The 23,922-nt window shown below is 70.4% G+C and carries 21 protein-coding genes and 2 tRNA genes; 16 read left to right on the top strand and 7 right to left on the bottom strand.

What is annotated here, in order from left to right; translation table 11 throughout:
* Positions 1-103 precede the first annotated feature (103 nt).
* The 4 genes from ASC56_RS18045 (at position 104) to ASC56_RS18060 (ending at position 5,441) form a co-directional block, all read left to right on the top strand.
* Positions 104-3,088 carry a UPF0182 family protein gene (locus ASC56_RS18045; protein WP_055492458.1) on the top strand — a complete coding sequence of 995 codons (2,985 nt, stop codon included), beginning with the start codon at positions 104-106 and terminating at the stop codon, positions 3,086-3,088.
* 44 nt (positions 3,089-3,132) lie between these two features.
* A tRNA-Met gene (locus tag ASC56_RS18050) sits at positions 3,133-3,206 on the top strand.
* 228 nt (positions 3,207-3,434) lie between these two features.
* Entirely contained in the window at positions 3,435-5,249 is a 1,815-nt protein-coding gene (locus tag ASC56_RS18055; protein ID WP_055492459.1) for a tetratricopeptide repeat protein, read from the top strand.
* 118 nt (positions 5,250-5,367) lie between these two features.
* Positions 5,368-5,441: transfer RNA gene (locus ASC56_RS18060), tRNA-Met, on the top strand.
* 177 nt (positions 5,442-5,618) lie between these two features.
* Here ASC56_RS18060 and ASC56_RS18065 read toward each other — a convergent pair.
* Positions 5,619-6,035, bottom strand: a complete 417-nt coding sequence (locus ASC56_RS18065) for a Fur family transcriptional regulator (RefSeq protein ID WP_055492460.1) — start codon at positions 6,033-6,035, stop codon at positions 5,619-5,621.
* A 145-nt stretch (positions 6,036-6,180) separates the two neighbouring features.
* Between ASC56_RS18065 and ASC56_RS18070 the strand changes: the two genes are divergently transcribed.
* Positions 6,181-7,632 carry a catalase gene (locus ASC56_RS18070; protein WP_055492572.1) on the top strand — a complete coding sequence of 484 codons (1,452 nt, stop codon included), beginning with the start codon at positions 6,181-6,183 and terminating at the stop codon, positions 7,630-7,632.
* Positions 7,633-7,705: 73 nt separating this feature from the next.
* On the opposite strand, the gene ASC56_RS18075 is transcribed toward ASC56_RS18070, so the two are convergent.
* On the bottom strand, positions 7,706-8,107 hold the full coding sequence (locus ASC56_RS18075; RefSeq protein WP_055492461.1) for a cyclic nucleotide-binding/CBS domain-containing protein: 402 nt from the start codon (positions 8,105-8,107) through the stop codon (positions 7,706-7,708).
* A 298-nt stretch (positions 8,108-8,405) separates the two neighbouring features.
* Positions 8,406-9,206, bottom strand: coding sequence for a histidinol-phosphatase (gene hisN / locus ASC56_RS18080; protein ID WP_055492462.1), 801 nt, complete (start codon positions 9,204-9,206; stop codon positions 8,406-8,408).
* 187 nt (positions 9,207-9,393) lie between these two features.
* On the opposite strand from hisN, the gene ASC56_RS18085 reads away from it, so the two are divergent.
* Positions 9,394-10,002: a TetR/AcrR family transcriptional regulator gene (locus ASC56_RS18085; protein WP_234376989.1), complete on the top strand. Its 609-nt coding sequence runs from the start codon at positions 9,394-9,396 to the stop codon at positions 10,000-10,002.
* A gap of 85 nt (positions 10,003-10,087) precedes the next feature.
* Here ASC56_RS18085 and ASC56_RS18090 read toward each other — a convergent pair whose 3' ends face one another.
* From ASC56_RS18090 to ASC56_RS18105, 4 genes are all read right to left on the bottom strand, one after another.
* Positions 10,088-10,411, bottom strand: a complete 324-nt coding sequence (locus ASC56_RS18090; protein ID WP_055492463.1) for a multidrug efflux SMR transporter — start codon at positions 10,409-10,411, stop codon at positions 10,088-10,090.
* 104 nt (positions 10,412-10,515) lie between these two features.
* Positions 10,516-11,526 (bottom strand): ribosome small subunit-dependent GTPase A, encoded by a 1,011-nt coding sequence (gene rsgA / locus ASC56_RS18095; RefSeq protein WP_055492464.1) that lies wholly within the window; start codon positions 11,524-11,526, stop codon positions 10,516-10,518.
* A 16-nt stretch (positions 11,527-11,542) separates the two neighbouring features.
* On the bottom strand, positions 11,543-12,859 hold the full coding sequence (gene aroA / locus ASC56_RS18100; protein WP_055492465.1) for a 3-phosphoshikimate 1-carboxyvinyltransferase: 1,317 nt from the start codon (positions 12,857-12,859) through the stop codon (positions 11,543-11,545).
* A gap of 166 nt (positions 12,860-13,025) precedes the next feature.
* Positions 13,026-13,757, bottom strand: coding sequence for a M50 family metallopeptidase (locus ASC56_RS18105; protein ID WP_055492466.1), 732 nt, complete (start codon positions 13,755-13,757; stop codon positions 13,026-13,028).
* A gap of 49 nt (positions 13,758-13,806) precedes the next feature.
* Between ASC56_RS18105 and ASC56_RS18110 the strand changes: the two genes are divergently transcribed.
* The 10 genes from ASC56_RS18110 to ASC56_RS18155 all read left to right on the top strand — a co-directional run bounded on the left by ASC56_RS18110 (position 13,807) and on the right by ASC56_RS18155 (position 23,912).
* Positions 13,807-14,622: an SOS response-associated peptidase gene (locus ASC56_RS18110; RefSeq protein WP_055492467.1), complete on the top strand. Its 816-nt coding sequence runs from the start codon at positions 13,807-13,809 to the stop codon at positions 14,620-14,622.
* A gap of 10 nt (positions 14,623-14,632) precedes the next feature.
* Positions 14,633-15,259, top strand: a complete 627-nt coding sequence (locus ASC56_RS18115; RefSeq protein ID WP_371330105.1) for an alpha/beta family hydrolase — start codon at positions 14,633-14,635, stop codon at positions 15,257-15,259.
* Positions 15,260-15,514: 255 nt separating this feature from the next.
* The gene (gene sigR, locus ASC56_RS18120; protein WP_055492469.1) at positions 15,515-16,198 is read left to right on the top strand and encodes an RNA polymerase sigma factor SigR; all 684 of its coding nucleotides are present in this window, start codon (positions 15,515-15,517) and stop codon (positions 16,196-16,198) included.
* Positions 16,195-16,497, top strand: a complete 303-nt coding sequence (gene rsrA / locus ASC56_RS18125) for a mycothiol system anti-sigma-R factor (protein WP_055492470.1) — start codon at positions 16,195-16,197, stop codon at positions 16,495-16,497. Before sigR ends, rsrA begins: the two co-directional genes overlap by 4 nt.
* A 195-nt stretch (positions 16,498-16,692) precedes the next feature.
* Positions 16,693-18,087 carry an HD-GYP domain-containing protein gene (locus tag ASC56_RS18130; protein ID WP_055492471.1) on the top strand — a complete coding sequence of 465 codons (1,395 nt, stop codon included), beginning with the start codon at positions 16,693-16,695 and terminating at the stop codon, positions 18,085-18,087.
* Positions 18,084-19,328, top strand: a complete 1,245-nt coding sequence (locus ASC56_RS18135; protein ID WP_055492472.1) for an HD-GYP domain-containing protein — start codon at positions 18,084-18,086, stop codon at positions 19,326-19,328. Before ASC56_RS18130 ends, ASC56_RS18135 begins: the two co-directional genes overlap by 4 nt.
* Positions 19,329-19,469: 141 nt before the next feature.
* On the top strand, positions 19,470-20,447 hold the full coding sequence (locus ASC56_RS18140) for a hypothetical protein (protein WP_055492473.1): 978 nt from the start codon (positions 19,470-19,472) through the stop codon (positions 20,445-20,447).
* Between the two features lie 96 nt (positions 20,448-20,543).
* On the top strand, positions 20,544-21,194 hold the full coding sequence (def, locus tag ASC56_RS18145; protein ID WP_055492474.1) for a peptide deformylase: 651 nt from the start codon (positions 20,544-20,546) through the stop codon (positions 21,192-21,194).
* A 271-nt stretch (positions 21,195-21,465) separates the two neighbouring features.
* Positions 21,466-22,551 (top strand): epi-isozizaene synthase, encoded by a 1,086-nt coding sequence (cyc1, locus tag ASC56_RS18150; protein ID WP_107309288.1) that lies wholly within the window; start codon positions 21,466-21,468, stop codon positions 22,549-22,551.
* A complete protein-coding gene (locus ASC56_RS18155; RefSeq protein WP_055492476.1) occupies positions 22,548-23,912 on the top strand; it encodes a cytochrome P450 in 1,365 nt (454 codons plus the stop codon). Before cyc1 ends, ASC56_RS18155 begins: the two co-directional genes overlap by 4 nt.
* Positions 23,913-23,922 lie beyond the last annotated feature (10 nt).

Here is a 23,922-nt window from a genome sequence, read left to right on the forward strand (position 1 = left end):
CATAGGTGGGGCTCCGTGATCGTGGAGCCTCATCCATGGGCCGCGTTCACGGGGGCCTGTCGGATCAACAGCGAACTTCGAGGTGCGCACCTTGGCTTTCCAGATGCCGGACCGCGGCGGAGGCCCGACGGGGCCACGGATCAGAGTGGGCCGCCCGTCCGGGCGTGCCCGGACCCTGCTCATGACACTTGGGGTCCTCGCCGTCCTCGGCATGGCGTTCGTCATGTTCGCCGGCTTCTGGACGGACTGGCTCTGGTACCGGTCGGTGAGGTACTCGTCCGTCTTCACCACCACGCTGTGGACCAAGCTCGGGCTCTTCTTCGTCTTCGGTCTGCTGATGGCGGCCGCGGTCGGTCTGAACATCTGGCTCGCGCACCGGCTGCGTCCGCCGCTGAGTGCCATGTCCATGGAGCAGCAGAGCCTCGACCGCTACCGGATGGGGATCGCTCCGTACAAGAGGTGGCTACTTCTCGGGATCACCGCGCTGGTGGGCCTGATCGCGGGAGCCTCCGCGTCCAGCCAGTGGCGGACCTGGCTGATGTGGGTGAACGGCGTGCCGTTCCACAAGGTGGACCCCCAGTTCCACCTGGACGTCGCCTTCTACGCCTTCGACCTGCCCTGGTACCGGTTCCTGCTCGGATTCGGCTTCGCCGCCACGGTGCTGTCGCTGATCGCCGCCGCGCTCACGCACTACCTGTACGGCGGACTCAGGATCACCTCCCCCGGAGGGCGTGCCACGGCCGCCGCGACCGGGCACCTGTCGGTGCTGCTCGGCGTCTTCGTCGCCCTCAAGGCGGTCGCCTACTGGCTCGACCGGTACGGACTCGCGGTCAAGTCCAGCGACTTCAGGGCGACCGGCAACTGGACGGGCCTCAGGTACGTCGACGCGAACGCCTACCTGCCGGCGAAGACGATCCTGTTCTGCATCGCCGTCATCTGCGCGCTGCTGTTCTTCGCCACCCTGTGGCGGCGTACCTGGCAGCTGCCCGTCATCGGCTTCGGCCTGATGGTGCTCTCGGCGATCCTCATCGGCGGGCTCTACCCGGCGATCGTGCAGAAGTTCCAGGTCCAGCCGAACGAGCAGGCCAAGGAAGCCCCGTACGTCGAGAAGAACATCAAGGCGACCCGTGAGGCGTACGGCATCAACGACGCCCAGGTCACCGAGTACGCGGGCACGAGCGACGCCAAGGACAGGACCACGCTGCGCAACGACGTGGCCGCCGCGGCGAGCATCCGCCTGCTGGACCCGAACATCGTCTCCCCGACGTTCCAGCAGCTCCAGCAGATGAAGAACTACTACGCGTTCCCGACCAACCTGGACGTCGACCGTTACAACAAGGACGGCAAGGCCCAGGACACGGTCATCGGTCTGCGCGAGCTGAACCTCCCGGGCGTCCCCAAGCAGAACTGGATCAACGACCACTTCCGCTACACCCACGGCTTCGGTGCGGTCGCCGCCAAGGGCACCACCGCCGACGCCAACGGCCAGCCCGTCTTCTCCGAGTCCGACCTGCCGTCCACGGGTGACCTGGGCACGTACGAACAGCGGGTCTACTACGGCGAGAAGACCACCACCTACTCGATCGTCGGCGGTCCCCAGAAGGAGATCGACTACTCCGACGACAGCGGTGAGAAGACCACCAGCTACCAGGGCAAGAGCGGGGTCAGCCTCTCCAATCCGATCAACCGGGCCGCGTACGCGGCGGCGTTCAGCGAGCCGCAGATCCTCTACTCCGGCGCCATCGGCGAGGGTTCGCGGATCCTGTACAACCGCACCCCGAAGGAGCGCGTCGAGGCGGTCGCGCCCTGGCTGACCATCGACGGCGACGCCTATCCGGCGGTCGTCGACGGCCGTATCCAGTGGATCGTCGACGCCTACACGACGACGAACGGCTATCCGTACGCCTCCCGTACGACTCTCGGCGACACGACGGCCGACTCGCTGACCGCGGGCAACACCCAGCGCGCGGTGGTGGCCCAGCAGAACCAGGTCAACTACATCCGCAACTCCGTCAAGGCGACCGTCGACGCGTACACCGGCGAGGTCAAGCTCTACCAGTGGGACACCGAGGATCCCGTCCTGAAGACCTGGATGAAGGCCTTCCCGGGCACCGTGAAGCCCAGGACCGACATCTCGTCGGCGCTGATGTCCCATCTGCGCTACCCGCAGGACCTCTTCAAGGTCCAGCGCGAACTGCTGACCCGCTACCACGTCAAGGACGCCCAGACCTTCCTCAGCGGCAGCGAGGTGTGGCAGGTGCCGGACGATCCGACCAACAAGTCGGGCAACGCGGTGCCGCCGTACTACCTGAGCATGAGGATGCCCGACCAGCAGGCGCAGGCGTTCTCCCTGACGACGACGTTCACGCCGAACGGCCGGGACAATCTGAGCGCCTTCATGGCGGTCGACTCCGAGGCGGGCACCAGCGGGTACGGCCAGATCAGAATCCTGAAACTGCCGACGAGCAGAACCGTCGGCGGGCCCAAGCAGGTGCAGAGCCAGTTCAACTCCAACTCCCAGCAGAACATCGCCGAGTTCGTCCGGCTGATCAGGGGCGGTGACTCGGAGATCGAGTACGGCAACCTGCTCACGGTTCCGCTCGACGGAGGACTGCTCTACGTGGAGCCGGTCTACGTACGCGGCGGTGAACTCAAGTATCCGCTGCTGCGGAAGGTGTTGGTGACCTACGGAGGCAACACCGCCTTCGAGGACACCCTCGACCAGGCCCTCAACAAGGTGTTCGGAGTCGAGGGTCCGACCACCCCGCCACCGGACACCGGCACCGGCAATCCTCCGGCGACCGGCAATCCCACGGTTCAACAGGCGCTGAAGGACGCCCAGAAGGCCTTCGACGACAGCCAGGCAGCCCTCAAGAAGCTCGACTGGCAGGCGTACGGCCAGGCGCAGAAGGCCCTTCAGGCCGCGCTGAAGCGCGCGGAGGAGGCGCAGTCCAAGGCCGGCAGTGGCGGTGGCGGTGGCAGCGGCGGCGGCAAGAGCAGCAGTCCGTCCGCCGGCCCCAGCGCTTCGCCCAGCAGTTCGCCGAGCGGCAGACCGAGCAGTTCGCCGAGTGGCTCGGGCGGCGGCTGAGTCCGGACGCCCTCCCGCGCCGTGATACGGTTGCCGAACAACGGCGCGGGGTGGAGCAGCTCGGTAGCTCGCTGGGCTCATAACCCAGAGGTCGCAGGTTCAAATCCTGTCCCCGCTACTGAAGTCGAGGGCCCGGATCCTGATCATGGATCCGGGCCCTCGACGTGTGCGCGACACGACGAGGCGTACGGCGTGACCTGGTGACTCGCGTGAAGTGCGGCTCCTTGCGGGGTGAGTTGGCCGTTCTGTGTTTGACTTGTCTCTCTGTGGGCATGTCGACAAAACGCTGTAGTGACCTCAATGGCTGCGGTATACCAGGTGTACCCAGGTTGCAGGTGGTGCGACGATGGACGTTATGGGGGACAAGGCAACTCTGTTCGGGACAGGGCGAATTGTGCAGCCCGCGGAGCGGGATGAAACGGGCGAAGCGGCGGAGGCCGCCGAGGAGGCGCGCCAGCGGCTCGCCGCCGAAGCCGGTGACGTCGAGGCGATGAGCGTTCTCGGGGCCATGCTGCTGCGCCGCGGTGATCTCGACGGAGCCGAGCCCCAGTTGCGTGCCGCCACCGCCGCGGGTGACCGCGCGGCCGCCAACAACCTGGGTGTCCTCCTGCACCAGCGCGGATACGCCGACGAGGCCGCCGGCTGGTGGCGGGTCGCCGCCGTCGCCGGGTCCGCCGCCGCCGCGCACGCGCTCGGGCGGCACCACCGCGAGCGCGGCGACGAGCCCGCCGCCGAGTACTGGCTGCGCCAGTCCGCCGAGCAGGGGCACACTCTGGGCGCGTACGCGCTCGCCGATCTGCTGGAGCACCGTGGTGACCCGAGCGCCGAGCAGTGGATGCGGGCCGCCGCCGAGCGCGGGCACCGTGAGGCCGCCTACCGGCTGGCGCGGACGCTCGACCGCGAGGCCCTGCGCGAGCAGGAGGCCGACGGTGACAACGGTGTCGAGCCGTCCGCGCTGGAGGAGGCCGAGCAGTGGTACCGGCAGGCCGCCGCGCGGGGGCACCGACGGGCCGCGCTGCACCTCGGGGCAATCCTGGAGCGGCGGGGCGACCTCAAGGAGGCCGGGCGCTGGTACCTGACGAGCGCCAAGGACGGGGAGGCGCGGGCGGCCTGTGCGCTCGGCTTCCTGCTGCGGGACGCGGGCGACACCGAGAGTGCCGCCGTCTGGTGGCTGCGCGCCGCGCAGGAGGGGGACGGCAACGCGGCGAACGCCCTGGGCGCGCTGCACGCCGAGCGGGGCGAGACGCAGACCGCCGAGCGGTGGTACCGGGCGGCGACGGACGCCGGTGATGTCAACGGCGCGTACAACCTCGGGCTGCTCAGCGCCGAGCAGGGGCGGACCGCGCAGGCCGAGCAGTGGTACCGGCGGGCGGCGTACGCCGGCCACCGCGAGGCCGCGAACGCGCTCGCCATCCTGCTGCTGCAGGGCGGGGACGCGGCCGGTGCCGAACCGTGGTTCTCCAAGGCCGCGGAGGCGGGGAGCGTGGACGCCGCGTTCAACCTTGGCATCCTGTACGCCGGGCGGGGCGACGACGAGGCGGCACTGGGCTGGTACGAGCGGGCGGCGGCCGCCGGACACTGCGAGGCGGCGCTCCAGGTCGGGATCGCACGGCTGCGGCAGGGGGACGAGCGGACGGCCGAGCGGCATCTTCGCTGCGCCGCCGGGGGTGGCAGCGCGGAGGGCGCCTACCGGCTGGCGACCCTGCTGGACGCGCGCCGGCCGCCGGCGCCCGCGCATGAGCTCGGGGAGCCGTCGCAGGAGAAGAGCGAGTGCGAGGAGTGGTACGAGCGGGCGGCGTCGCAAGGGCATCGGCGGGCCCAGGTGCGGGTCGGGATGCTGGCCGCAGCACGGGGCGATGTCGTGGAGGCGGCGCGGTGGTACCGGGAGGCGGCCGAGGGCGGGTCGCGGAACGGGGCGTTCAATCTGGGGCTGCTGCTGGCGCGGGAGGGGAGCGAGCCGGAGGCGGCGCTGTGGTGGACGCGGGCGGCGGACGCGGGGCATGGGCGGGCCGCCCTGAGGCTGGCCCTCGTCTATGCGCGTCAGGGGGAGCTGGCGGAGGGGCAGCGGTGGGCCGACCGCGCCGTGTCGCTCGGGCCGGTCGCGGTGGCCGAGCGGGCGGCTCGGCTGCGCGATGCGTTGCGGCAGGAACTGTCGGCCTGACGGCACGCGCGGTGACCTGGAACCGGCCCGGCTTCTTGATACGCGCCGGACGGGTGTGGGGCGGTTCGTAAGCGATTTGCTTCTGTGCGAGCTGTTGACGTAATGTTGCGTTCACCGACGCGGGGTGGAGCAGCTCGGTAGCTCGCTGGGCTCATAACCCAGAGGTCGCAGGTTCAAATCCTGTCCCCGCTACTGAAGGCCCAGGGCCGGAATCCTCAGGGATTCCGGCCCTGACGCGTTCGCGGGCCATGGGCCCACCGCTTCCCGGGGCGATCCTGGCGGACGAAGGCCACGGGCGCTGAAGGCACCGTACGCAGCGAAAGGCCCCGGCACCTCGGTGGTGGTGTCGGGGCCTGGGCGGCGCCGTGGCTATATCGTCGCGCAGTTCGGGCACAGCCCGCGGTACGTCACCTCGACGTCCGAGACCATGAAGCCGAAGCGCTCCGAGCTCGGGAGGTCGGCCAGCGGGTTGCCCGTGGGGTGGACGTCGCGGATCGCGCCACAGCGAGCGCACACCAGGTGGTGGTGCGGCCGGTGCGCGTTTGGGTCGTACCGCTTGGCGCGCTTGTCCGTGGTGACTTCCAGCACCTCGCCGAGGGAGACCAGCTCGCCCAGCGTGTTGTAGACCGTCGCCCGGGAGATCTCCGGCAGCTTGGCGACTGCCCTCGCATGCACCTCGTCGGCCGTCAGATGGACGTGCTCACCGTCGAGGACCTCGGCCACAACGCGCCGCTGCGCGGTCATCCGCCATCCGCGTCCGCGCAGCCGTTCCAACAGGTCGCTCATACACACCAGCCTAACAGCAAGGGGAACCAGGTCCCGAACGTGTGTGACTTTGGAGCACTGCTTGACTTAGACATTGTCCATTGTAGGATCGAGATCGGCTTTGGCCAATGGACAGGATTGGTCGGAATTGACGCAGGAGGCGCACGTGACGCAGGGACCGCTCACGACGGAGGCCGGTGCTCCGGTAGCCGACAACCAGAACAGCGAGACCGCGGGCGTCGGCGGCCCGGTCCTCGTCCAGGACCAGCTCCTCCTGGAGAAGCTGGCCCACTTCAACCGTGAGCGCATTCCGGAGCGTGTCGTGCACGCCCGTGGCGCGGGTGCCTACGGCACCTTCACGGTCACCGCCGATGTCACCCGGTACACGCGCGCCGCGTTCCTCTCCGAGGTCGGCAAGCAGACCGAGACGTTCCTGCGCTTCTCGACGGTGGCGGGCAACCTCGGCTCCGCGGACGCGGTCCGTGACCCCCGTGGGTTCGCGCTGAAGTTCTACACCGAAGAGGGCAACTACGACCTCGTCGGCAACAACACCCCGGTGTTCTTCATCAAGGACGCCATCAAGTTCCCCGACTTCATCCACACCCAGAAGCGCGACCCGTACACGGGCTCGCAGGAGACGGACAACGTCTGGGACTTCTGGGGCCTGTCGCCCGAGTCCACCCACCAGGTGACCTGGCTGTTCGGTGACCGTGGCATCCCGGCGTCGTACCGCCACATGAACGGCTACGGATCGCACACCTACCAGTGGAACAACGAGGCCGGCGAGGTCTTCTGGGTCAAGTACCACTTCAAGACCGACCAGGGCATCAAGAACCTGACGACGGAGGAGGCCGTGAAGGTCTCCGGTCTCGATCCGGACTCCCACCAGCGTGACCTGCGCGAGGCCATCGAGCGCGGCGAGTTCCCGTCCTGGACCGTCCAGGTGCAGATCATGCCGGCGGCCGAGGCGGCGACCTACCGCTTCAACCCGTTCGACCTCACCAAGGTGTGGCCGCACGAGGACTACCCGCCGATCGAGATCGGCAAGCTGGAGCTCAACCGCAACCCGGAGAACATCTTCGCCGAGGTCGAGCAGTCGATCTTCAGCCCCGCGCACTTCGTGCCGGGCATCGGCCCCTCCCCGGACAAGATGCTCCAGGGCCGTCTCTTCGCGTACGGCGACGCCCACCGCTACCGCGTCGGCATCAACGCCGACCACCTGCCGGTGAACCGCCCGCACGCCACCGAGGCGCGTACCAACTCCCGCGACGGCTTCCTGTACGACGGCCGTCACAAGGGCGCGAAGAACTACGAGCCGAACAGCTTCGGCGGACCCTTCCAGGCGGGCAGGCCGCTGTGGCAGTCGGTCCCGCTCTCCGGCGGCACGGGCAATCACGAGGCCCCGGTCCACGCCGAGGACAACGACTTCGTGCAGGCGGGAAACCTCTACCGCCTGATGTCGGAGGACGAGAAGGGCCGTCTGATCGACAACCTGGCGGGCTTCATCGCCAAGGTCTCGCGCGACGACATCGCCGAGCGCGCGATCAGCAACTTCCGTCAGGCCGACGGAGACTTCGGCAAGCGCCTGGAGGCCGCGGTCCAGGCCCTGCGCGGCTGACCGGGTTGGACCGCTTGTCGTAGGGGACGGGCCGGAACCCCATCGGGGCTCCGGCCCGTTCGCGCGTCCGGGGTCAGCCGGTCGCGGCCGGGACGCGCCGCCGCGTGGGCGCCCAGCAGCGGATGATGTCGCGGACCGAGACGATGCCGACCGGTTCGTCGCGGTCGAGGACGATCAGATGCCGGAAGCCGCCGTGGGCCATCGCGCGGGCTGCCTCTTCGAGGGTCCAGGTGGGTGCGGCGAAGACCACGTCGGTGGTGGTATGGGCATGGACCCGCTCGGTGTCCGGGCTCTGGCCCAGGCCGACCGAGTTGAGGACGTCGCGCTCGGTGAGGATGCCGATACCGCCGGCGTCCGGATCGAGCACCACGGCCGCGCCGACGCGGCGGGCGGACATCAGTGCTGCTGCCTGGCGGAGGGTGTGGTTGGGGCCGATGGTGAGGACGACAGTGCTCATGGCGTCGCTGACGAGCATGGTGCGGAGCCACCTCCTGAGATGCACTGGGAATGCACTGGCTCAGCCCTCCGGATCCAATGGATGCCGCCCGCCGGAGGCGCATGTTCCCCGCTTCACAAGTTCACAAGTGCGGGGGCCTTCAGGGTCTCAGGCAAAGGGCCGGTCAACAAGGGGGCGTGCGACGTAAGTTCGGGGGCGCACGCGATGCACGTATATGTATGTGGCGTGTATTGCCCGGGTTATGTCTCTGCCGTGTATTGCCCGTGGCGCGATGGCCGCGAGCCCCTCGGTCCCTCTGCGAAACGGTCTAGTACACCTAGTGCCGGTCGTTCAGGTAGTCGAGCAGCGTGTCGTGGAGGAGACCGTTGGAAGCGGCCGCGTTGCCGCTGTGCGGCCCCGGGCGGCCGTCGAGACCCGTGAAGGAGCCGCCGGCCTCCGTCACGATGATCGCGTTCGCCGCCATGTCCCACAGGGACAGCTCGGGCTCGGCACAGATGTCGACCGAGCCCTCGGCGACCATCATGTAGGGCCAGAAGTCGCCGTAGCCCCGGGTGCGCCACACCGCGCGGGTCAGGTCCAGGAACCCGCCGAGCCGGCCCTGCTCCTCCCAGCCGGAGAGGGAGGAGTACGCGAAGGACGCGTCGGACAGCGTCGAGACGCGCGAGACCTGCAGCCGGGAGGCCGAGGCCAGGCTGCGGCCGGTGAAGGCGCCGTGCCCCTTCGCGGCCCACCAGCGGCGGCCCAGTGCGGGGGCCGAGACGACTCCGACGACGGGCTGGTAGCCGCCCTCGCCCGCCTCCATGAGGGAGATCAGGGTGGCCCACACCGGTACGCCGCGTACGTAGTTCTTGGTGCCGTCGATCGGGTCGACGACCCACCGGCGTGGTCCCGTCCCCTCGATGCCGTACTCCTCGCCGAGGATCGCGTCACGCGGCCGGGCGCGCTGCAGCTGCCCGCGGATCAGCTCCTCGGCCCCCTTGTCGGCCTCGCTCACCGGTGTCATGTCCGGTTTGGTCTCGACCTTGAGGTCGAGGGCCTTGAACCGGGCCGTGGTCGCCGCGTCGGCGGCGTCCGCGAGCACATGGGCGAGCCGCAGGTCATCGAGATAGTCGGGCATGACCGAACCGTATCTGCCCCTTCCGGCGAACGGCCACACGGCCCGCGGGAGTCTTGGGCCCCGCCGCCGGCGTGTGATCACGTCGTGCGATGACCGGAGTACACCTCCCGGCGCCGCCGCGAACCCTTGACAGTGCTGGTGTGCGCGTCAAATCTGTGCGTCAGAGCCGCCGGCCCCGAGGGAGGCGATGATGCCTGCAGCGCGGGAATCCCTGCTGGACGCTGCCTACACGGCGCTGCTGCGCCGCCCGTGGTCGGCCGTGCGCATGGTGGACGTGGCGGCCGCGGCCGGTGTCTCCCGCCAGACGCTGTACAACGAGTTCGGCAGCAAGGAGGGGCTCGCCCGGGCCCTGGTGCGCCGGGAGGCCGACAGCTATCTCGCCGGTGTGGAGCGGGCGCTCGCCACGCCCGTGGACGCCGGCGAACGGCTGGCCGTGACCGCCGAGTGGACCGCGTCGGCCGCCCGCGGCAACGCGCTGGTCCGCGCCATGCTCACCGGCTGCTGGGGTGATCACCTGCCCTCCCCGACGCTCTCGGCCGTGCCGTCCACCTCCGCGGTGCCGGCGCAGCGGAGAGCCGACGGGCCGCTGCCGTCCCCGGCGGACTTCGTGGGCCTGGTCCGCGACCGCGCCGTCGCAGCGGTGGCCGGTCCCGGCATGGGGAAGGCGGATGCGGGGGAGTGGGCGCGGGGCTGTGAGCTGGTCGTTCGGCTGGCCCTGTCGTGTGTGGTGGCTCCGCCGGGCGAGGGCAGGGTGGGGGAACTGGTGCGGGCCGCTCTGCAGCGCCAGGTGCGGTGACCGTCGGCCAAGGGGCGGCCGTGGCTCCGCAGGTGGGGCGTGGTTCCTCAGGTGGGCCGTGGTTCCTCAGGTGGGGCGTGGCTCCTCAGTGGGCCGAGCCCGACAGCTGCAGGCCTATCACGCCCACGATCACCAAGGTGATCGAGACGATCTTCAGCATCGAGACCAGATCGCCCAGGAAGACCATGCCGTAGATCGCCGTCCCGGCCGCGCCGATGCCCGTCCACACCGCGTACGCGGGGCCCACGTCCAGCTTCCTCAGGGAGAGGGTGAGGAGGCCGAAGCTGCCGAGGGCGAAGCAGCAGAACGCCACCGTGGGCCACAGCCGGGTGAAACCGTGCGAGAGCTTGAGACAGACGGCGAAACCGGTCTCCAGAAGCCCGGCCACGATGACCAGCAGCCACGCCATGTCTCGTCCTCCCGCGTCCCCACGTCGACTGCTTCGTCTGGTCGGATCCGGCCCGGTGCGAGTAAGCATTTACCGGCGCACCGCGGGCGCAAACAACGCGGAGGTCAGTCCCCCTCCCGCCGCTCGCGCGTGCCCAGCAGCCGGCGCAGGGAGTACAGGCGCGCCGGGTCCGCGTGCCCCTCCGCCACCCATTCGTCCAGGGCGCAGTCGGGTTCGTCGTGGCTGCACGCCCGAGGGCAGCCCGCGGTGCCGGGCTCCAGGTCGGGGAAGGCGTGGATCACACGGGAGGGGTCGATGTGCGCGAGGCCGAAGGACCGTACGCCCGGCGTGTCGATGACCCAGCCGTGCGCTTCCTCCAGCGGCAGCGCCAGCGCCGAGGTCGTGGTGTGCCGGCCGCGGCCGGTCACCGCGTTCACATGGCCCGTCGAGCGCCGCCTGTCCTCCGGGACCAGCGCGTTGACCAGCGTCGTCTTGCCGACCCCGGAGTGCCCGACGAACGCCGTGATCTTGCCGTCGAGATGCTCGCGCACCCGTTCCGCGGCATCGCCGCTCTCCAGCTCCTCGCGGCTGGTGACGACGTACGGTATGTCCAGCGCGCCGTACAGCTCCAGGAGCTTGTCGGGCGGGGCGAGGTCCGACTTGGTCATCACCAGCAGGGGGTCGAGGCCGCCGTCGTAGGCCGCCACCAGACAGCGGTCGATCAGGCGCGGGCGCGGCTCGGGGTCGGCCAGGGCCGTGACGATGGCCAGCTGGTCGGCGTTGGCGACGACCACGCGCTCGTACGGATCGTCGTCGTCGGCGGTGCGACGCAGGACGGAGCCGCGCTCCTCGATACGGACGATGCGGGCGAGGGTGTCCTTGGCGCCGGACATGTCGCCGACGAGTGCGACACGGTCGCCGACCACCGCCGCCTTGCGGCCCAGTTCACGGGCCTTCATCGCCATGACCGTACGGCCGTCGACGAGGCAGGTCAGCCGGCCGCGGTCGACGGTGAGGACCATGCCCTCGGCCGCGTCCTCGTGCTTCGGCCGGATGTTCGTACGCGGCCGGTTGCCCTTGCGGTTGGGGCGCGTGCGGATGTCGTCCTCGTCGGTGTGCTTGCCGTAGCGGCGCATGATTCCAGTCCGCCCGTCAGTTCCCGAGCATCCCGGTCCACAGGTCGGGGAAGTCGGGCAGTGTCTTCGCCGTCGTCGCCACGTTCTCGATCTGCACGCCGTCGACCGCGAGGCCGATGATCGCGCCCGCGGTGGCCATGCGGTGGTCGTCGTAGGTGTGGAAGACCCCGCCGTGCAGGGGGCGCGGGCGGATCTGCAGGCCGTCGGCGGTCTCGGTGACGTCGCCGCCCAGCTCGTTGATCTCCTTGGTCAGCGCCGCGAGGCGGTCCGTCTCGTGCAGCCGCAGATGGGCGACGCCGCGCAGGGTCGACGGGGAGTCCGCGAGGGCCGCGACCGCTGCGATGCCGGGCGTCAGCTCGCCGACCTCGCTCAGGTCCACGTCGATCCCGTGGATGGCACCCGAACCGGTGAACTCCAGGCCACGCTCGTTCAGTTCGCAGGAACCGCCCATCTCGGTGAAGATCTCGCGCAGCCGGTCGCCGGGCTGGGTCGTGCGGAGCGGCCAGTCGGGGATGACGACCTTGCCGCCGGTGACCAGGGCGGCCGCGAGGAACGGCTGGGCGTTGGACAGGTCCGGCTCGACGGTCAGGTCTCGGCCGAGCAGGGCCCCCGGCGTCACCCGCCAGACGTCGGCCTCGCCACCCGACTCGGGGGTGTCCACCTGGGCGCCGATGGCGCGCAGCATGTCGACGGTCATACGGATGTGCGGCAGCGAGGGCAGCGTCGAGCCGATGTGGCGGACCTCCACGCCCTGGTTGAAGCGCGGGGCGGACAGCAGCAGAGCGCTCACGAACTGGGACGACGAGGACGCGTCGATCGACACCGGGCCGCCGTCCAGCGCGCCGCCGCCGTGCACGGTCAGCGGCAGCGCGCCGCGGCCGTCGTCGTCGATACGGGCACCGAGGGCGCGCAGGGCGTCGATCACGCCGTTCAGGGGCCGCTCGTAGGAGCGAGGGTCGCCGTCGAAGCGGACGGGGCCGTCGGCGAGCGCGGCCACCGGGGGCAGGAAGCGCATCACGGTGCCGGCGTTGCCGACGTCGATCGTGGCGGGGCCGTGCAGCGCGGCGGGGATCACCCGCCAGGTCTCGCCGGTGCCGTCAGGCCCCACCCCTTCCTCGATGCCGACGCCCATCGCGCGCAGGGCGGCGGCCATCAGCAGGGTGTCGCGGGAGCGCAGGGGGCGGCGCACCCAGCCGGGTTCGGAGGCGAGTGCGGCGAGGACGAGGGCGCGATTGGTGACCGACTTGGACCCGGGCACGTGGACCGTCGCATCGACGGCTCCGCTCGCGTGCGGGGCGGTCCAGGGGGCGGTGTGAGCGGGGTTAACGGTCATGCGCCCCACTGTAGTGGCTGGTCCAGTCCCGAGATCTTGATCAAAAGCGGCGAAATACCGACGAAACCGTTGTCTGGTATCCGAGCCGTATGTGCCGCGCACATACGCACGATCACGTACGGTCGCACGTGGCCGGAGCGGGCATGAACGTGCCCCGGCCGGGCCCTCAGAGCCGCAGCAGCCACTGCCCGCCCCCCATGAGCGAACACAGCGACACCACGTGGAAGAGGAAGAGCCACAGCCCTGCCGGAACGTGGGTGAGCCGGGACAGCTGGTCCGCGTCCGAGTCCCGGGCGCCGCCGCGTGAGCGCTTGGCCTGGAGCTCGAAGGCCGGGCGCACGCCGCCGACCAGCAGGAACCACACCACGGCGTACGCGAACGCCGCCTGCACCTGGGGATCGGCCAGCCATGACACCAGCAGGAACGTGCCGCCGGTGAGGACCACGGTCAGCGCGCCGTAAGCGTTGCGGATCATCACCAGCATCGCCACGAGCAGTACCGTGGCCAGCCACAGCAGCAGGGTGATGTGTCCGGCGGCGAGCAGTGCCGCGCCGCCGAGGCCGAGGAGCGGGGGCGCGGTGTAGCCCGCGGTGGCCGTGAGGATCATGCCGACGCCGTAGGGCTTGCCGCGGCTGACGGTGAGGCCGCTGGTGTCGGAGTGGAGCCGGATACCGGTGAGGGTCCGGCCGGTGAGCAGCGCGACCAGTCCGTGTCCGCCTTCGTGCGCGATGGTGATGGCGTTGCGCGATATCCGCCACAGCCCGTGCGGGACGACCACGGCGAGCGCGGCGACCAGGGTGGCCAGGACCACCCACAGGGCGGGATTGGGCTGGTTTCCGAAGACCCGGTCCCAGAGGCCGGGCAGCGAGCTCAGCGAGGTCGAGGCGGGGCTGTCCATTGCTGGTTGTGGCTCCTGGGGTCTCGTCGGATCTGGCAGTGTGGCACGTATGTGCGGACGGTATGCAGCAAGTCGCAGCCCCGAGGATCTCGCAGGAGTCTTTGAGATCGAGAACTGGGAGCCGGAGGAGACCCTGGCGCCCGACTACAACGTGGCCCCGACCAAGGAGGTCCACGCGGTCCTGGACCGTCCTGTGAAGGACGCCGGCGACCAGCGGCCGGTTCGCCAGCTGCGCAGACTCAAGTGGGGCCTCGTACCGTCCTGGGCCAAGTCGCCCGAGGGCGGCGCCCGGATGATCAACGCGCGCGCGGAGACCGTGCACGAGAAGCCGTCGTACCGCCGGGCCTTCGCCACCCGGCGCTGCATCCTGCCCGCCGACGGCTACTTCGAGTGGGTGACCGGAACGCAGGAACGCGACCTGGAGGTCGAGGGAAGGAAGAAGCGGCCGCGCAAGCAGCCGTACTTCGTGCTGCCCGCCGACGGCTCGGTCTTCGCGATGGCTGGTCTGTACGAGTTCTGGCGCGACCGGACGCTGCCCGACGACCACCCGGGGGCCTGGTGGGTGACCTGCTCGGTGATCACGACGGAGGCGGAGACGGCACCGCTGGCCGTGGCCCCGGCCGAGGGCCCGCGCTCCCTGTCCGACATCCACCCGCGCATGCCGCTGATGCTCACCCCGGACCGCTGGGACGCCTGGCTCGACCCCTCCCGCACGGACCTCGACGACCTGCGCCCCCTGCTGGACGCGCCGCCCCCGGGACTGATGCGCGCCTACCCGGTCTCCACGGCGGTCAGCAACGTCCGCAACAACGGCCCGGAGCTGCTGAAGGAGCTGGAGGCGCCGGAAGAGGGCACACTCTTCTGACGTGACGGATGTGACAGAGAGCGTCCAGACCGACGCCGGTGCGGCCCGTGTCACCTGGCACCGGGCGAAGCGGGCGAAGCTCGTGCTCGCCGTCGGCCATGGGGCCGGCGGGGGCATCGAGGCCCGTGATCTCCAGGCGCTGGCCCGGGTGCTGCCCGGGCACGGCGTGAGCGTCGCGCTGGTGGAGCAACCCTGGCGGGTCGCGGGGAAGAAGGTCGCGCCCGCGCCGAAGACGCTGGACGTGGGCTGGCGCGGAGTGTGGTCCGCCCTGGAGAGGCCAGGTGCGCCGGTGATCGCCGGCGGCCGCAGCGCCGGGGCCCGCGTCGCCTGCCGCACGGCCACCGAACTCGGTGCCGTCGCCGTCCTCGCGCTGAGCTTCCCCCTCCACCCGCCGGGCAGGCCCGAGAAGTCGCGTGCCGGCGAACTGCTCGGCGCGGGGGTGCCCACGCTCGTCGTGCAGGGCGGCAGCGATCCGTTCGGCGGACCGCAGGAGTTCCCGCACGGGCCGTACGCACTCGTCGAGGTGCCGTACGGCGATCACGGCTTCGCCGTCCCCAAGCGCGCGGACATCACCCAGGAACAGGCCCTGGAGATCATCACCGATGCCGTGGTGGAGTGGACCGCGTCACTCGGGTGACGCCCGGGAATGCCGTGGGGTGGACCACTGTTGTGCGGATCAGACAGCACGAGCCGTGCTGCACCGTACATACGAGAGGAAGTCCGCCGCATGGGTTCGACCATCTGCCCGAGCCGCAGCAGTCGCGCTGACCTGGACTGGACGGTGCTGCACGCGACGAAGGCCGCCCCTGTTCGGGCGGCGGCGGGCGGGGATGTTCGTCTATCCTCCGATTCCAGTGGGACCGCTTTCGGTCCTGCCACATCGCTGGAGGAGGTGGGTCCGGTCACTGGGACCGACGCAGGGACCGATCACGGCCAGGCGGAGCAGCCCGAGGGCCGGGGCACGGGCGTGGAGTCGTCCGCCGAGCGCAGTGCGCGCTTCGAGCGGGACGCGCTCGAGTTCCTAGACCAGATGTATTCGGCCGCACTGCGGATGACGCGCAACCCGGCAGACGCCGAGGACCTGGTGCAGGAGACGTACGCGAAGGCGTACGCGTCCTTCCACCAGTTCCGTGAGGGCACCAACCTCAAGGCATGGCTGTACCGGATCCTCACGAACACCTTCATCAACTCCTACCGCAAGAAGCAGCGCGAACCCCAGCGCAGCGCGGCGGAGGAGATCGAGGACTGGCAGCTCGCGCGCGCCGAGTCGCACATGTCGACCGGTCTGCGCTCCGCCGAGTCGCAGGCGCTCGACCACCTGCCCGACTCGGACGTCAAGGAAGCGCTGCAGGCGATTCCCGAGGAATTCCGCATCGCCGTCTATCTCGCGGACGTAGAGGGCTTTGCGTACAAGGAGATCGCCGACATCATGGGGACACCCATCGGCACGGTGATGTCCCGGCTGCACCGGGGCCGCCGTCAACTGCGCGGCATGCTTGAGGACTACGCCCGCGAGCGCGGGCTGGTCCCGGCCGGCGCCGGAGAGTCGAACGAAGCGAAAGGTTCGGGCTCATGAGCTGCGGAGAGCCGCACGAGACGGACTGCAGTGAGGTACTCGACCATCTCTACGAGTTCCTCGACAGTGAGATGCCGGACCTCGACCGCACCAAGTTCCAGCACCACTTCGAGGAATGCTCGCCGTGCCTGGAGAAGTACGGACTCGAACAGGCCGTGAAGAAGCTGGTCAAGCGGTGCTGTGGGCATGACGACGTGCCGAGCGATCTCCGCGCCAAGGTCATGGGCCGCATCGAGCTGATCCGCGCGGGCCAGACGGTGCCCGAGCACGACGTGACCGCGACACCGCAGGAGTCCTGAACTCCAGTTCGGAGACCGTGGTCAAGCTCCGAAGGGTCGTCACCCGAATGTGCTAATCCGCGGGTCATGGGCCCGCGGATTCCCCCAAACACCGCCCCCACGTGCGGGCCTCCCCTCTAGGCTCCGGAGCCTGAAAGGGGCATGACCGGGCCCGTTCGGTTTCGGGACCGGGCGCGGGTTCGGGGAAGGTGCGTCATGGGGCCGGTTCGGGCAGGGGCACGCGTCTACGTCGGCTGTGCCGTCGTCGGTGCCCTGGTGTGCGTGGCCCCGGTGCCGGACATCCGGGCTCCCTGGTGGGTGGTCGTCCTGCTCACCGCGCTCTACGCCGGCTGCGAACACATCCCCAGGTGCCGTCCCGTCGGCGGCAGGCCCCCCGAGGGCATGGGAATCTTCTTCCCGGTCCTGCTCGCCGGGGCCTTTCTGCTGCCGCCCCCGGCCGCCGCGCTCGTGCCGCTGCCCGGGGCCCTGTTCGCTCCCGTCGCACAGCGGCCGCCGTGGCTGCGCCGGTTCTGGCGGGCCGCCCAGCTCGCCCTCGCCGTGTGGGCCGCCTCCCGTGTGCACTGGGCGCTGGGCGGACGTGACGCCGTGGTCGGTCCCCGCTTCCCGTACGCGCTCGCGCCCGCCGGGGCCGCCGTGGTGGCCTTCTGCCTGGTGCTGACCGCGCTCGACGTCGGCATCCGGGCGCTGGCCGAAGGGGGGCCGGGGCGAGGGGGGTGGTGCCCCCTGCTCGAGCGGGGCCGAGAGCTCGGGGGAGCCTGGCGCGGGCTGTTCCTGCGCTCCCTCGCACCCATCGGCGTGCACGGGCTGGCCGGGCTGATGATGGCCGTCCTGTGGCGCAGCCCGTACGGTCCGGTCTCCGCTCTGCTCGTGCTGCTGCCCATGTACGTGTCCTGCTGGGTCTTCGCCCAGTACCACCGGGAGCGGGCCGCCCACCAGGCGACGATCCGCGCGCTCGTCCAGGCCGTCGACATCAAGGACGGATACACCCGCGGGCACAGCGAGCGGGTCGGGCAGGCCTCGATGATGATCGCGCGCGAACTCGGCATGGACGACGAGCGCGTCGAGGTGCTGCGGTTCGCCGGGATCCTGCACGATGTCGGCAAACTCGGCGTTCCCACCCGGCTGTTGCGCAAGGACGGGCCGCTCACCCCGCAGGAGCGGCGGATCATCGAGCTGCACCCCGAGTACGGCCATGAGATGGTCCGCGGGATCGGGTTCCTCGGCGAGGCGCGGTCCGCGATCCTCCACCACCACGAGCGGTTGGACGGCAGCGGCTATCCGTACGGGCTCGCGGGCCGGCAGATCCCGGAGTTCGCCCGGGTCGTGGCGGTCGCCGACGCCTTCGACGCGATGACCTCCACCCGCTCCTACCGGCGTGCGCGTCCCGTCGCGGCGGCGCTGGAGGAACTGGAGCGGTGCGCGGGAGCCCAGTTCGACCCGGCGATGGTCCGGGCGCTGATACGCGCGCTGGACCGGCATGGCTGGCACCCGGCGGTGACCGCGGACGAGATACGCGGAAACGTACCGGCACCGGCCGTGCCCATGGCGGGCCGGCCGGCGGGACAGCCGCACGGCGGGGGCCGCGCGTGACCGCGGGCCGTCTCCCCCTCGTCCTCACCCACGGGACGGCCGCGCTCCTGGCCGCCGGCTCCCTGTGCCTCACACTCTGGCGCGGGCTGGACGATCCGGTCGTCGCCCTCGCCTTCGGGGCGCTCGTCGCGGTGGGGGAGCTGTCCCGGTGGAGCGGCAGCGACGAGCGGGAGCCGGCGCCCCTGGGGGCCGCCGGGGCGCTCTCCTACGCCCTGCTCGGGCAGAACGCCGGGCAGCCCACCCATCACGGGGTGCCGCAGGTCGTCACCGTGGTCCTCGCCGCCACTCTCGTCGGCTGCGTCCCGCATGTGGCCCGCGGCCACGGATCCACCGCCGACCACCTCACCCGCCGCCTCCTCACCGTCGCCTTCGCCACCCTCTGCTTCCAACCCCTCTACCACCGGGGCGAGTTGCACGGCTGGGACGGACCCGCCTGCGCGCTGCTCGTCGTCGCCCTGCTCGTCCTCACCGCGCTCTGCGACGCCGTGCTCGCCGCGGCGCTGGCGCACTCCCGGACCCGCTGGCCCTTCGGGCCGCTGCTGCGCGACGAGTTGCGGGCCAGACTCGGCATCGGCTCCGCCGTGTGCGCGACCGGAGCCGTGATGTCGCCGGCCGTCGCGGTCGTGGGCCTGTGGGCGCTGCCCGTCTTCTCCCTGCCGCTGCTGCTCACCCAGCTCTCCTACCGGCGCTACGCGGCCGTACGCACCACCTACCGGCAGACCATCACCTCCCTGGCACGCGCCACCGAGATCGCCGGGTACACGCCTGCCGGGCACGCCCGCCGCGTGGCCACGCTCAGCCGGGCCGTCGGGCGGGAGCTGGGCCTGACCGAGCCCGAGCTGACCGTGCTGGAGTACGCGGCCCTCATGCACGACATCGGGCAGCTCAGCCTCGTCGATCCGGTGCCCGCCGGTGCCACCGCCGCACTGCCCGCCGAGGAACAGCGGCGCATCGCCCTCCTCGGCGGCGCCGTCGTACGCCAGACCGGCGTGGACGCCGAGGTCGCGGTCGTCGTGGAGCGGCAGGCGGACCCGTACCGGGAACAGCCGGTCAGCGCCAGAATCGTCCGGGCCGTGAACGCGTACGAGGAGATGGTGCGGGAAGAAGCCGGACCGGGAGGACCGCTCAGCGCGCTGGAGCGGCTGCGGCTCGCCTGCGCGCGTGACTACGAGCCCGAGGTCGTGGAGTCACTCGCCAGGGTGTTGCAGAGAGACGGTCTGACCCTGCCTACGGCGGGGTAACCCATGGGTAATGAGCGCCCGTCCGGCCGTACGTGGTTGGATGCCAGGAGAGGGTGTTCGGGGGCACAGCTCGGCCCGTGGCCCCCGCAAACGTCAAGGAACTGGCAGGCGGGAATCGCAAGGGACTGGCAGGCGGGAATCGTGAGGATCTTCGGGAAGGGACGGCACCGGCCCTCCGCCTCCTGGCGGCAGGCCACCGACCGCGCGTTCACGCTGATCGGCGACGGCCGGTACGAGGACGCGGGAGCGCTGCTGACCCGTGCCGCGGACCTGGAGCCCTGGTTGTCGGAGTCCTGGTTCAACCTCGCCCTGCTGCACAAGTTCCGCCACGACTGGGAGCAGGCCCGCACCGCCGGGCTGCGCGCGGTGGCCCTGCTGGACCGGGACACCGGGGCGCCCGACTGGTGGAACGTGGGCATCGCCGCCACCGCCCTGCAGGACTGGCCGCTCGCCCGCCGTGCCTGGCAGGCGTACGGCCTGAGGGTGCCGGGCGGTGCTGTCTCCGGCGAGCCCACCGGGATGGAGCTGGGCAGCGCCGCGGTGCGGCTGTCGCCGGAGGGCGAGGCGGAGGTCGTCTGGGGGCGCAGGCTGGACCCCGCGCGAATCGAGGTGCTCTCCATCCCGCTGCCGTCCTCCGGGCGCCGCTGGGGCGAGGTCGTGCTGCACGACGGTGTACCGCACGGCGAGCGCACGACGGCCGCCGGGCACGCGTATCCCGTCTTCGACGAGATCGAGCTGTGGGCGCCCTCGCCGGTGCCGACCTGGGTCGTCCTGCTGGAGGCGGCGACCGAGGAGGACCGGGACGCGCTGGAGCAGCTGGCCGCCGACGCCGGCTTCGCCGCCGAGGACTGGTCCTCGTCCGTGCGGCTGCTGTGCCGTATGTGCTCCGAGTCGCGGATGCCGTCCGACGAGGGGGACGGCGAGCACCTCGACCCGCACGACCACAGCGAGCCCGGGCATCCCGGACCGCTGGGGCACCGCACGGACGGGCAGCTGTGGGTGCCGGAGCGCGAGTGCGGCATCGCGGCGCCGGCGTCGCTGGTGCGCGGGCTGCTGGACGGCTGGGTCGCGGACAGCCCCGACTCCCGGGACTGGCGGGATCTCGAAGAGGTCTGCTGACCCGGTCGTGCCCAGGATCCCGGGGAGCACGCCCCGGCGCCCCGTAGGCTGTACGCGCAGGTTTTACCCAAGGTTGCAGGAAGGCGTACGTCGGTCATGGCGCAGCAGGACACCGATCAGCAGCACGGGGGCGTGCTCCCCGTGGACGACGAGGGCTTCGTCATCGACACCGAGGACTGCGAGGAGCGCGAGACGGCCTGGCGTGAGCGCGGCACCTCGCGCCCGATCACGGTCGTCGGGAACCCGGTGCTGCACAAGGAGTGCAAGGACGTCACCGAGTTCGGCGAAGAGCTCGAGCAGCTGGTCGCCGACATGTTCGCCAGCCAGCGCACCGCCGAGGGCGTGGGCCTCGCCGCCAACCAGATCGGCGTCGACCTCAAGGTGTTCGTCTACGACTGCCAGGACGACGAGGGTGTACGGCACGTGGGCGTCGTCTGCAACCCCAGGCTCGTCGACCTGCCCGCCGACCGGCGCCGTCTCGACGACAGCAACGAGGGCTGCCTGTCCGTGCCGACCGCGTACGCGCCGCTCCCCCGCCCCGACTACGCCGAGGTCACCGGGCAGGACGAGAAGGGCAACCCGATCAAGGTGCGCGGCACGGGCTACTTCGCTCGGTGTTTGCAGCACGAGACGGATCACCTGTACGGCTACCTGTACATCGACCGGCTGTCCAAGCGCGAGCGCAAGGACGCGCTGCGGCAGATGGCCGAGAACGAGCCCCGCTACCCCGTGGTGGCCAACGACTGAGAGCTCACGATGGCGGCGCCTGGCCGGGGATCCCTCCCGACCAGGCGCCGTTCATATGTGCGTCGGACATCCGATCCCCTGTACGCATGAACTAACTCATATTCAGTCAAATAGGCGAGGTTCTCGGCATCCTGGGGGAGCCTGTGGAGCAAATCCGTTCCCAGACCGGTCAGTTGTAGTGCTGAATGGATTGCGCGGGGATACGCAACGGCGTGCGCCCGGCACGGCGGGAGGGGCGTGTCGCCAACCGGCGGCTGAGAGGGGTTTGTTCGTGCCAGCTATCCCACACAGCACTTCATCGACGGCGACCGCGGTCGCGGTTCCACCGGCGCTGTCCTTACCGGTGATCGAGACCGCGTTTCCCCGTCGGCTGCACCCGTATTGGCCCTGTATGCAGGAGAAGACCCGTTCCTGGCTGCTGGAAAAGCGGCTCATGCCGGCGGACAAGGTCGAAGAGCATGCCGACGGGCTGTGCTACACCGACCTCATGGCGGGCTACTACCTCGGGGCGCCCGACGAGGTCCTGCAGGCGATCGGGGACTACAGCGCGTGGTTCTTCGTCTGGGACGACCGCCACGACCGTGACGTCGTCCATCGACGCCCGGCCGCCTGGCGGGCGCTGAGGGGCCAGCTCCACACGGCCCTGGACTCCCCACGGGACCATCTGCACCACCCGGATCCCCTGGTCACGGGGTTCGCCGACAGCGTGGTGCGGCTGTACTCGTTCCTCGGCGAGACGTGGAACGCGCGCTTCGCCCGGCACTTCCACGCGGTGATCGAGGCGTACGACCAGGAGTTCCGCAACCGTACCTCCGGCTGCGTCCCGACGGTCGACGCGTACCTCCAACTCCGGCGGCTCACCTTCGCACACTGGATCTGGACCGACCTGCTGGAGCCGAGCGCGGGACGGGAACTGCCCGACGTCGTACGGAGACATCCCGCGTACCGGCGCGCGGCACTGCTGAGCCAGGAATTCGCCGCCTGGTACAACGATCTGTGTTCTCTCCCCAAGGAGATAGCGGGGGACGAGGTCCACAATCTCGGAATCAGCCTCATCCAGCACGAGGGGCTGACGCTCGAAGAGGCCATCAAGGAAGTGCGGCGGCGGGTCGAGAAATGCATATCCGATTTCCTTGACGCCGAGAAGGAGGCGCTGCGGTTCGCCGATGGCCTCGCGGACGGTACCGCACCGGGAAAGGAATTGAGTGTCGCCGTGAAGGCGATCGTCGCAAACATGCGGAACTGGTTCAGCTCCGTGTACTGGTTCCACCACGAGTCAGGCCGATACACGGTCGAAAGCTGGGACGACCGCTCGACACCCCCGTACGTCGACAACGAAGCGGTAGGTGAGAAATGACCCTCGAATCGGTCACGCCCGAGGCCGCGGCGGAGTTGCGGATCCCGCCCTTGGCCACGGGCGGCGTCCCCGGTCTCGGGCACGGCTGGAAACTGGCCCGCGACCCCCTTGGCTTCCTGAGCCGGCTGCGGGACGACGGTGACGTCGTACGGCTGCGGCTCGGCCCCAAGACGGTGTACGCCGTCACCACCCCCGAGCTCACCGGGGCCCTCGCCCTCAGCACCGACTACAAGATCGGCGGCCCGCTGTGGGAGTCCCTGGAGGGACTGCTCGGCAAGCAGGGGGTGGCCACCACCAACGGGCCGCTCCACCAGCGTCAGCGCCGGGCGATCCAGCCCGCCTTCCGGCTGGAGGCCATACCCGCCCACGGGCCGATCATGGCGGAGGAGGCGCATGCGCTCGTGGAGCGCTGGCGGTCCGGCGAGACCATCGACGTCACGGCGGAGGCGTTCCGCGTGGCCGTTCGCGTCTCCTGCCGCTGCCTGATGCGCGGCACCTACATGGACGAGCGGGCCGAGCGGATCTGTGCCGCGCTCGCCACGCTGTTCAGCGGCATGTACCAACGCATGGTCGTGCCCCTCGGACCGCTTTATCGCCTCCCGGTTCCGGCCAATCTCGAATTCAACCGTGCCTTGGCCGATTTGCATCTCCTGGTCGACGAGATCGTCGCCGACCGCCGGGCCTCCGGTCAAAAGCCGGACGATTTGCTGACGGCTTTGCTGGAGGCGAAGGACGAGAATGGGGAGCCCATCGGGGAACAGGAGATCCACGACCAGGTCATCGCGATACTCACCCCCGGCAGTGAAACCGTGGGCTCCATGCTCATGTCCCTCCTGCTGGTCCTCACCGAACACCCGGATCAGGCGGACAAGATCCGCGACGAGGTGAAAGCCGTCGTGGGTGACCGGCCGGTCGCATTCGAGGACGTCCGGAACCTGACGCACACCGCGAATCTCATCGTGGAGACAATGCGTCTGCATCCCGCCGTATGGATTCTGACGCGGCGGGCGGTGACCGAGACCGAACTCGGCGGGTATCGCATTCCGGCCGGGGCCGACGTCGTGTACAGCCCCTACGCCATCCAGCGCGATCCGCGGTCGTACGCACGCCACCTGGAGTTCGACCCCGACCGCTGGCTTCCGGGGCGGCACAAGGAGGTGCCCAAGTACGCCATGAGCCCCTTCAGCGTGGGCAACCGGAAGTGCCCGAGCGACCACTTCTCGATGGCCGAACTGACGCTCCTCATGGCTGCGGTGGCGTCCGCCTACCGCTTCGAGCAGGTGCCCGGCTCCGACGCCAGGCCCCGCATCGGCATCACGCTCCGTCCGCGCCGGCTGTTGGTGCGGGCCCTTCCGCGATGAACCGCCCGGC

Origin of the sequence: Streptomyces sp. TP-A0356 (assembly GCF_001417775.1) — a bacterium.
GTDB lineage: Bacteria > Actinomycetota > Actinomycetes > Streptomycetales > Streptomycetaceae > Streptomyces.

Bases quoted from the DNA above. Each gene is read 5' to 3' on its own strand.
- ASC56_RS18090 (WP_055492463.1), bottom strand. From the start codon at position 10,411: ATGGCGTGGCTGCTGGTCATCGTGGCCGGGCTTCTGGAGACCGGTTTC.
- ASC56_RS18055 (WP_055492459.1), top strand. From the start codon at position 3,435: ATGGACGTTATGGGGGACAAGGCAACTCTGTTCGGGACAGGGCGAATT.
- aroA (WP_055492465.1), bottom strand. From the start codon at position 12,859: ATGACCGTTAACCCCGCTCACACCGCCCCCTGGACCGCCCCGCACGCG.
- def (WP_055492474.1), top strand. From the start codon at position 20,544: ATGGCGCAGCAGGACACCGATCAGCAGCACGGGGGCGTGCTCCCCGTG.
- ASC56_RS18110 (WP_055492467.1), top strand. From the start codon at position 13,807: ATGTGCGGACGGTATGCAGCAAGTCGCAGCCCCGAGGATCTCGCAGGA.
- rsgA (WP_055492464.1), bottom strand. From the start codon at position 11,526: ATGCGCCGCTACGGCAAGCACACCGACGAGGACGACATCCGCACGCGC.
- ASC56_RS18065 (WP_055492460.1), bottom strand. From the start codon at position 6,035: ATGAGCGACCTGTTGGAACGGCTGCGCGGACGCGGATGGCGGATGACC.
- ASC56_RS18085 (WP_234376989.1), top strand. From the start codon at position 9,394: ATGATGCCTGCAGCGCGGGAATCCCTGCTGGACGCTGCCTACACGGCG.
- hisN (WP_055492462.1), bottom strand. From the start codon at position 9,206: ATGCCCGACTATCTCGATGACCTGCGGCTCGCCCATGTGCTCGCGGAC.
- ASC56_RS18155 (WP_055492476.1), top strand. From the start codon at position 22,548: ATGACCCTCGAATCGGTCACGCCCGAGGCCGCGGCGGAGTTGCGGATC.
- rsrA (WP_055492470.1), top strand. From the start codon at position 16,195: ATGAGCTGCGGAGAGCCGCACGAGACGGACTGCAGTGAGGTACTCGAC.
- ASC56_RS18075 (WP_055492461.1), bottom strand. From the start codon at position 8,107: ATGCTCGTCAGCGACGCCATGAGCACTGTCGTCCTCACCATCGGCCCC.
- ASC56_RS18105 (WP_055492466.1), bottom strand. From the start codon at position 13,757: ATGGACAGCCCCGCCTCGACCTCGCTGAGCTCGCTGCCCGGCCTCTGG.
- ASC56_RS18045 (WP_055492458.1), top strand. From the start codon at position 104: ATGCCGGACCGCGGCGGAGGCCCGACGGGGCCACGGATCAGAGTGGGC.
- ASC56_RS18130 (WP_055492471.1), top strand. From the start codon at position 16,693: ATGGGGCCGGTTCGGGCAGGGGCACGCGTCTACGTCGGCTGTGCCGTC.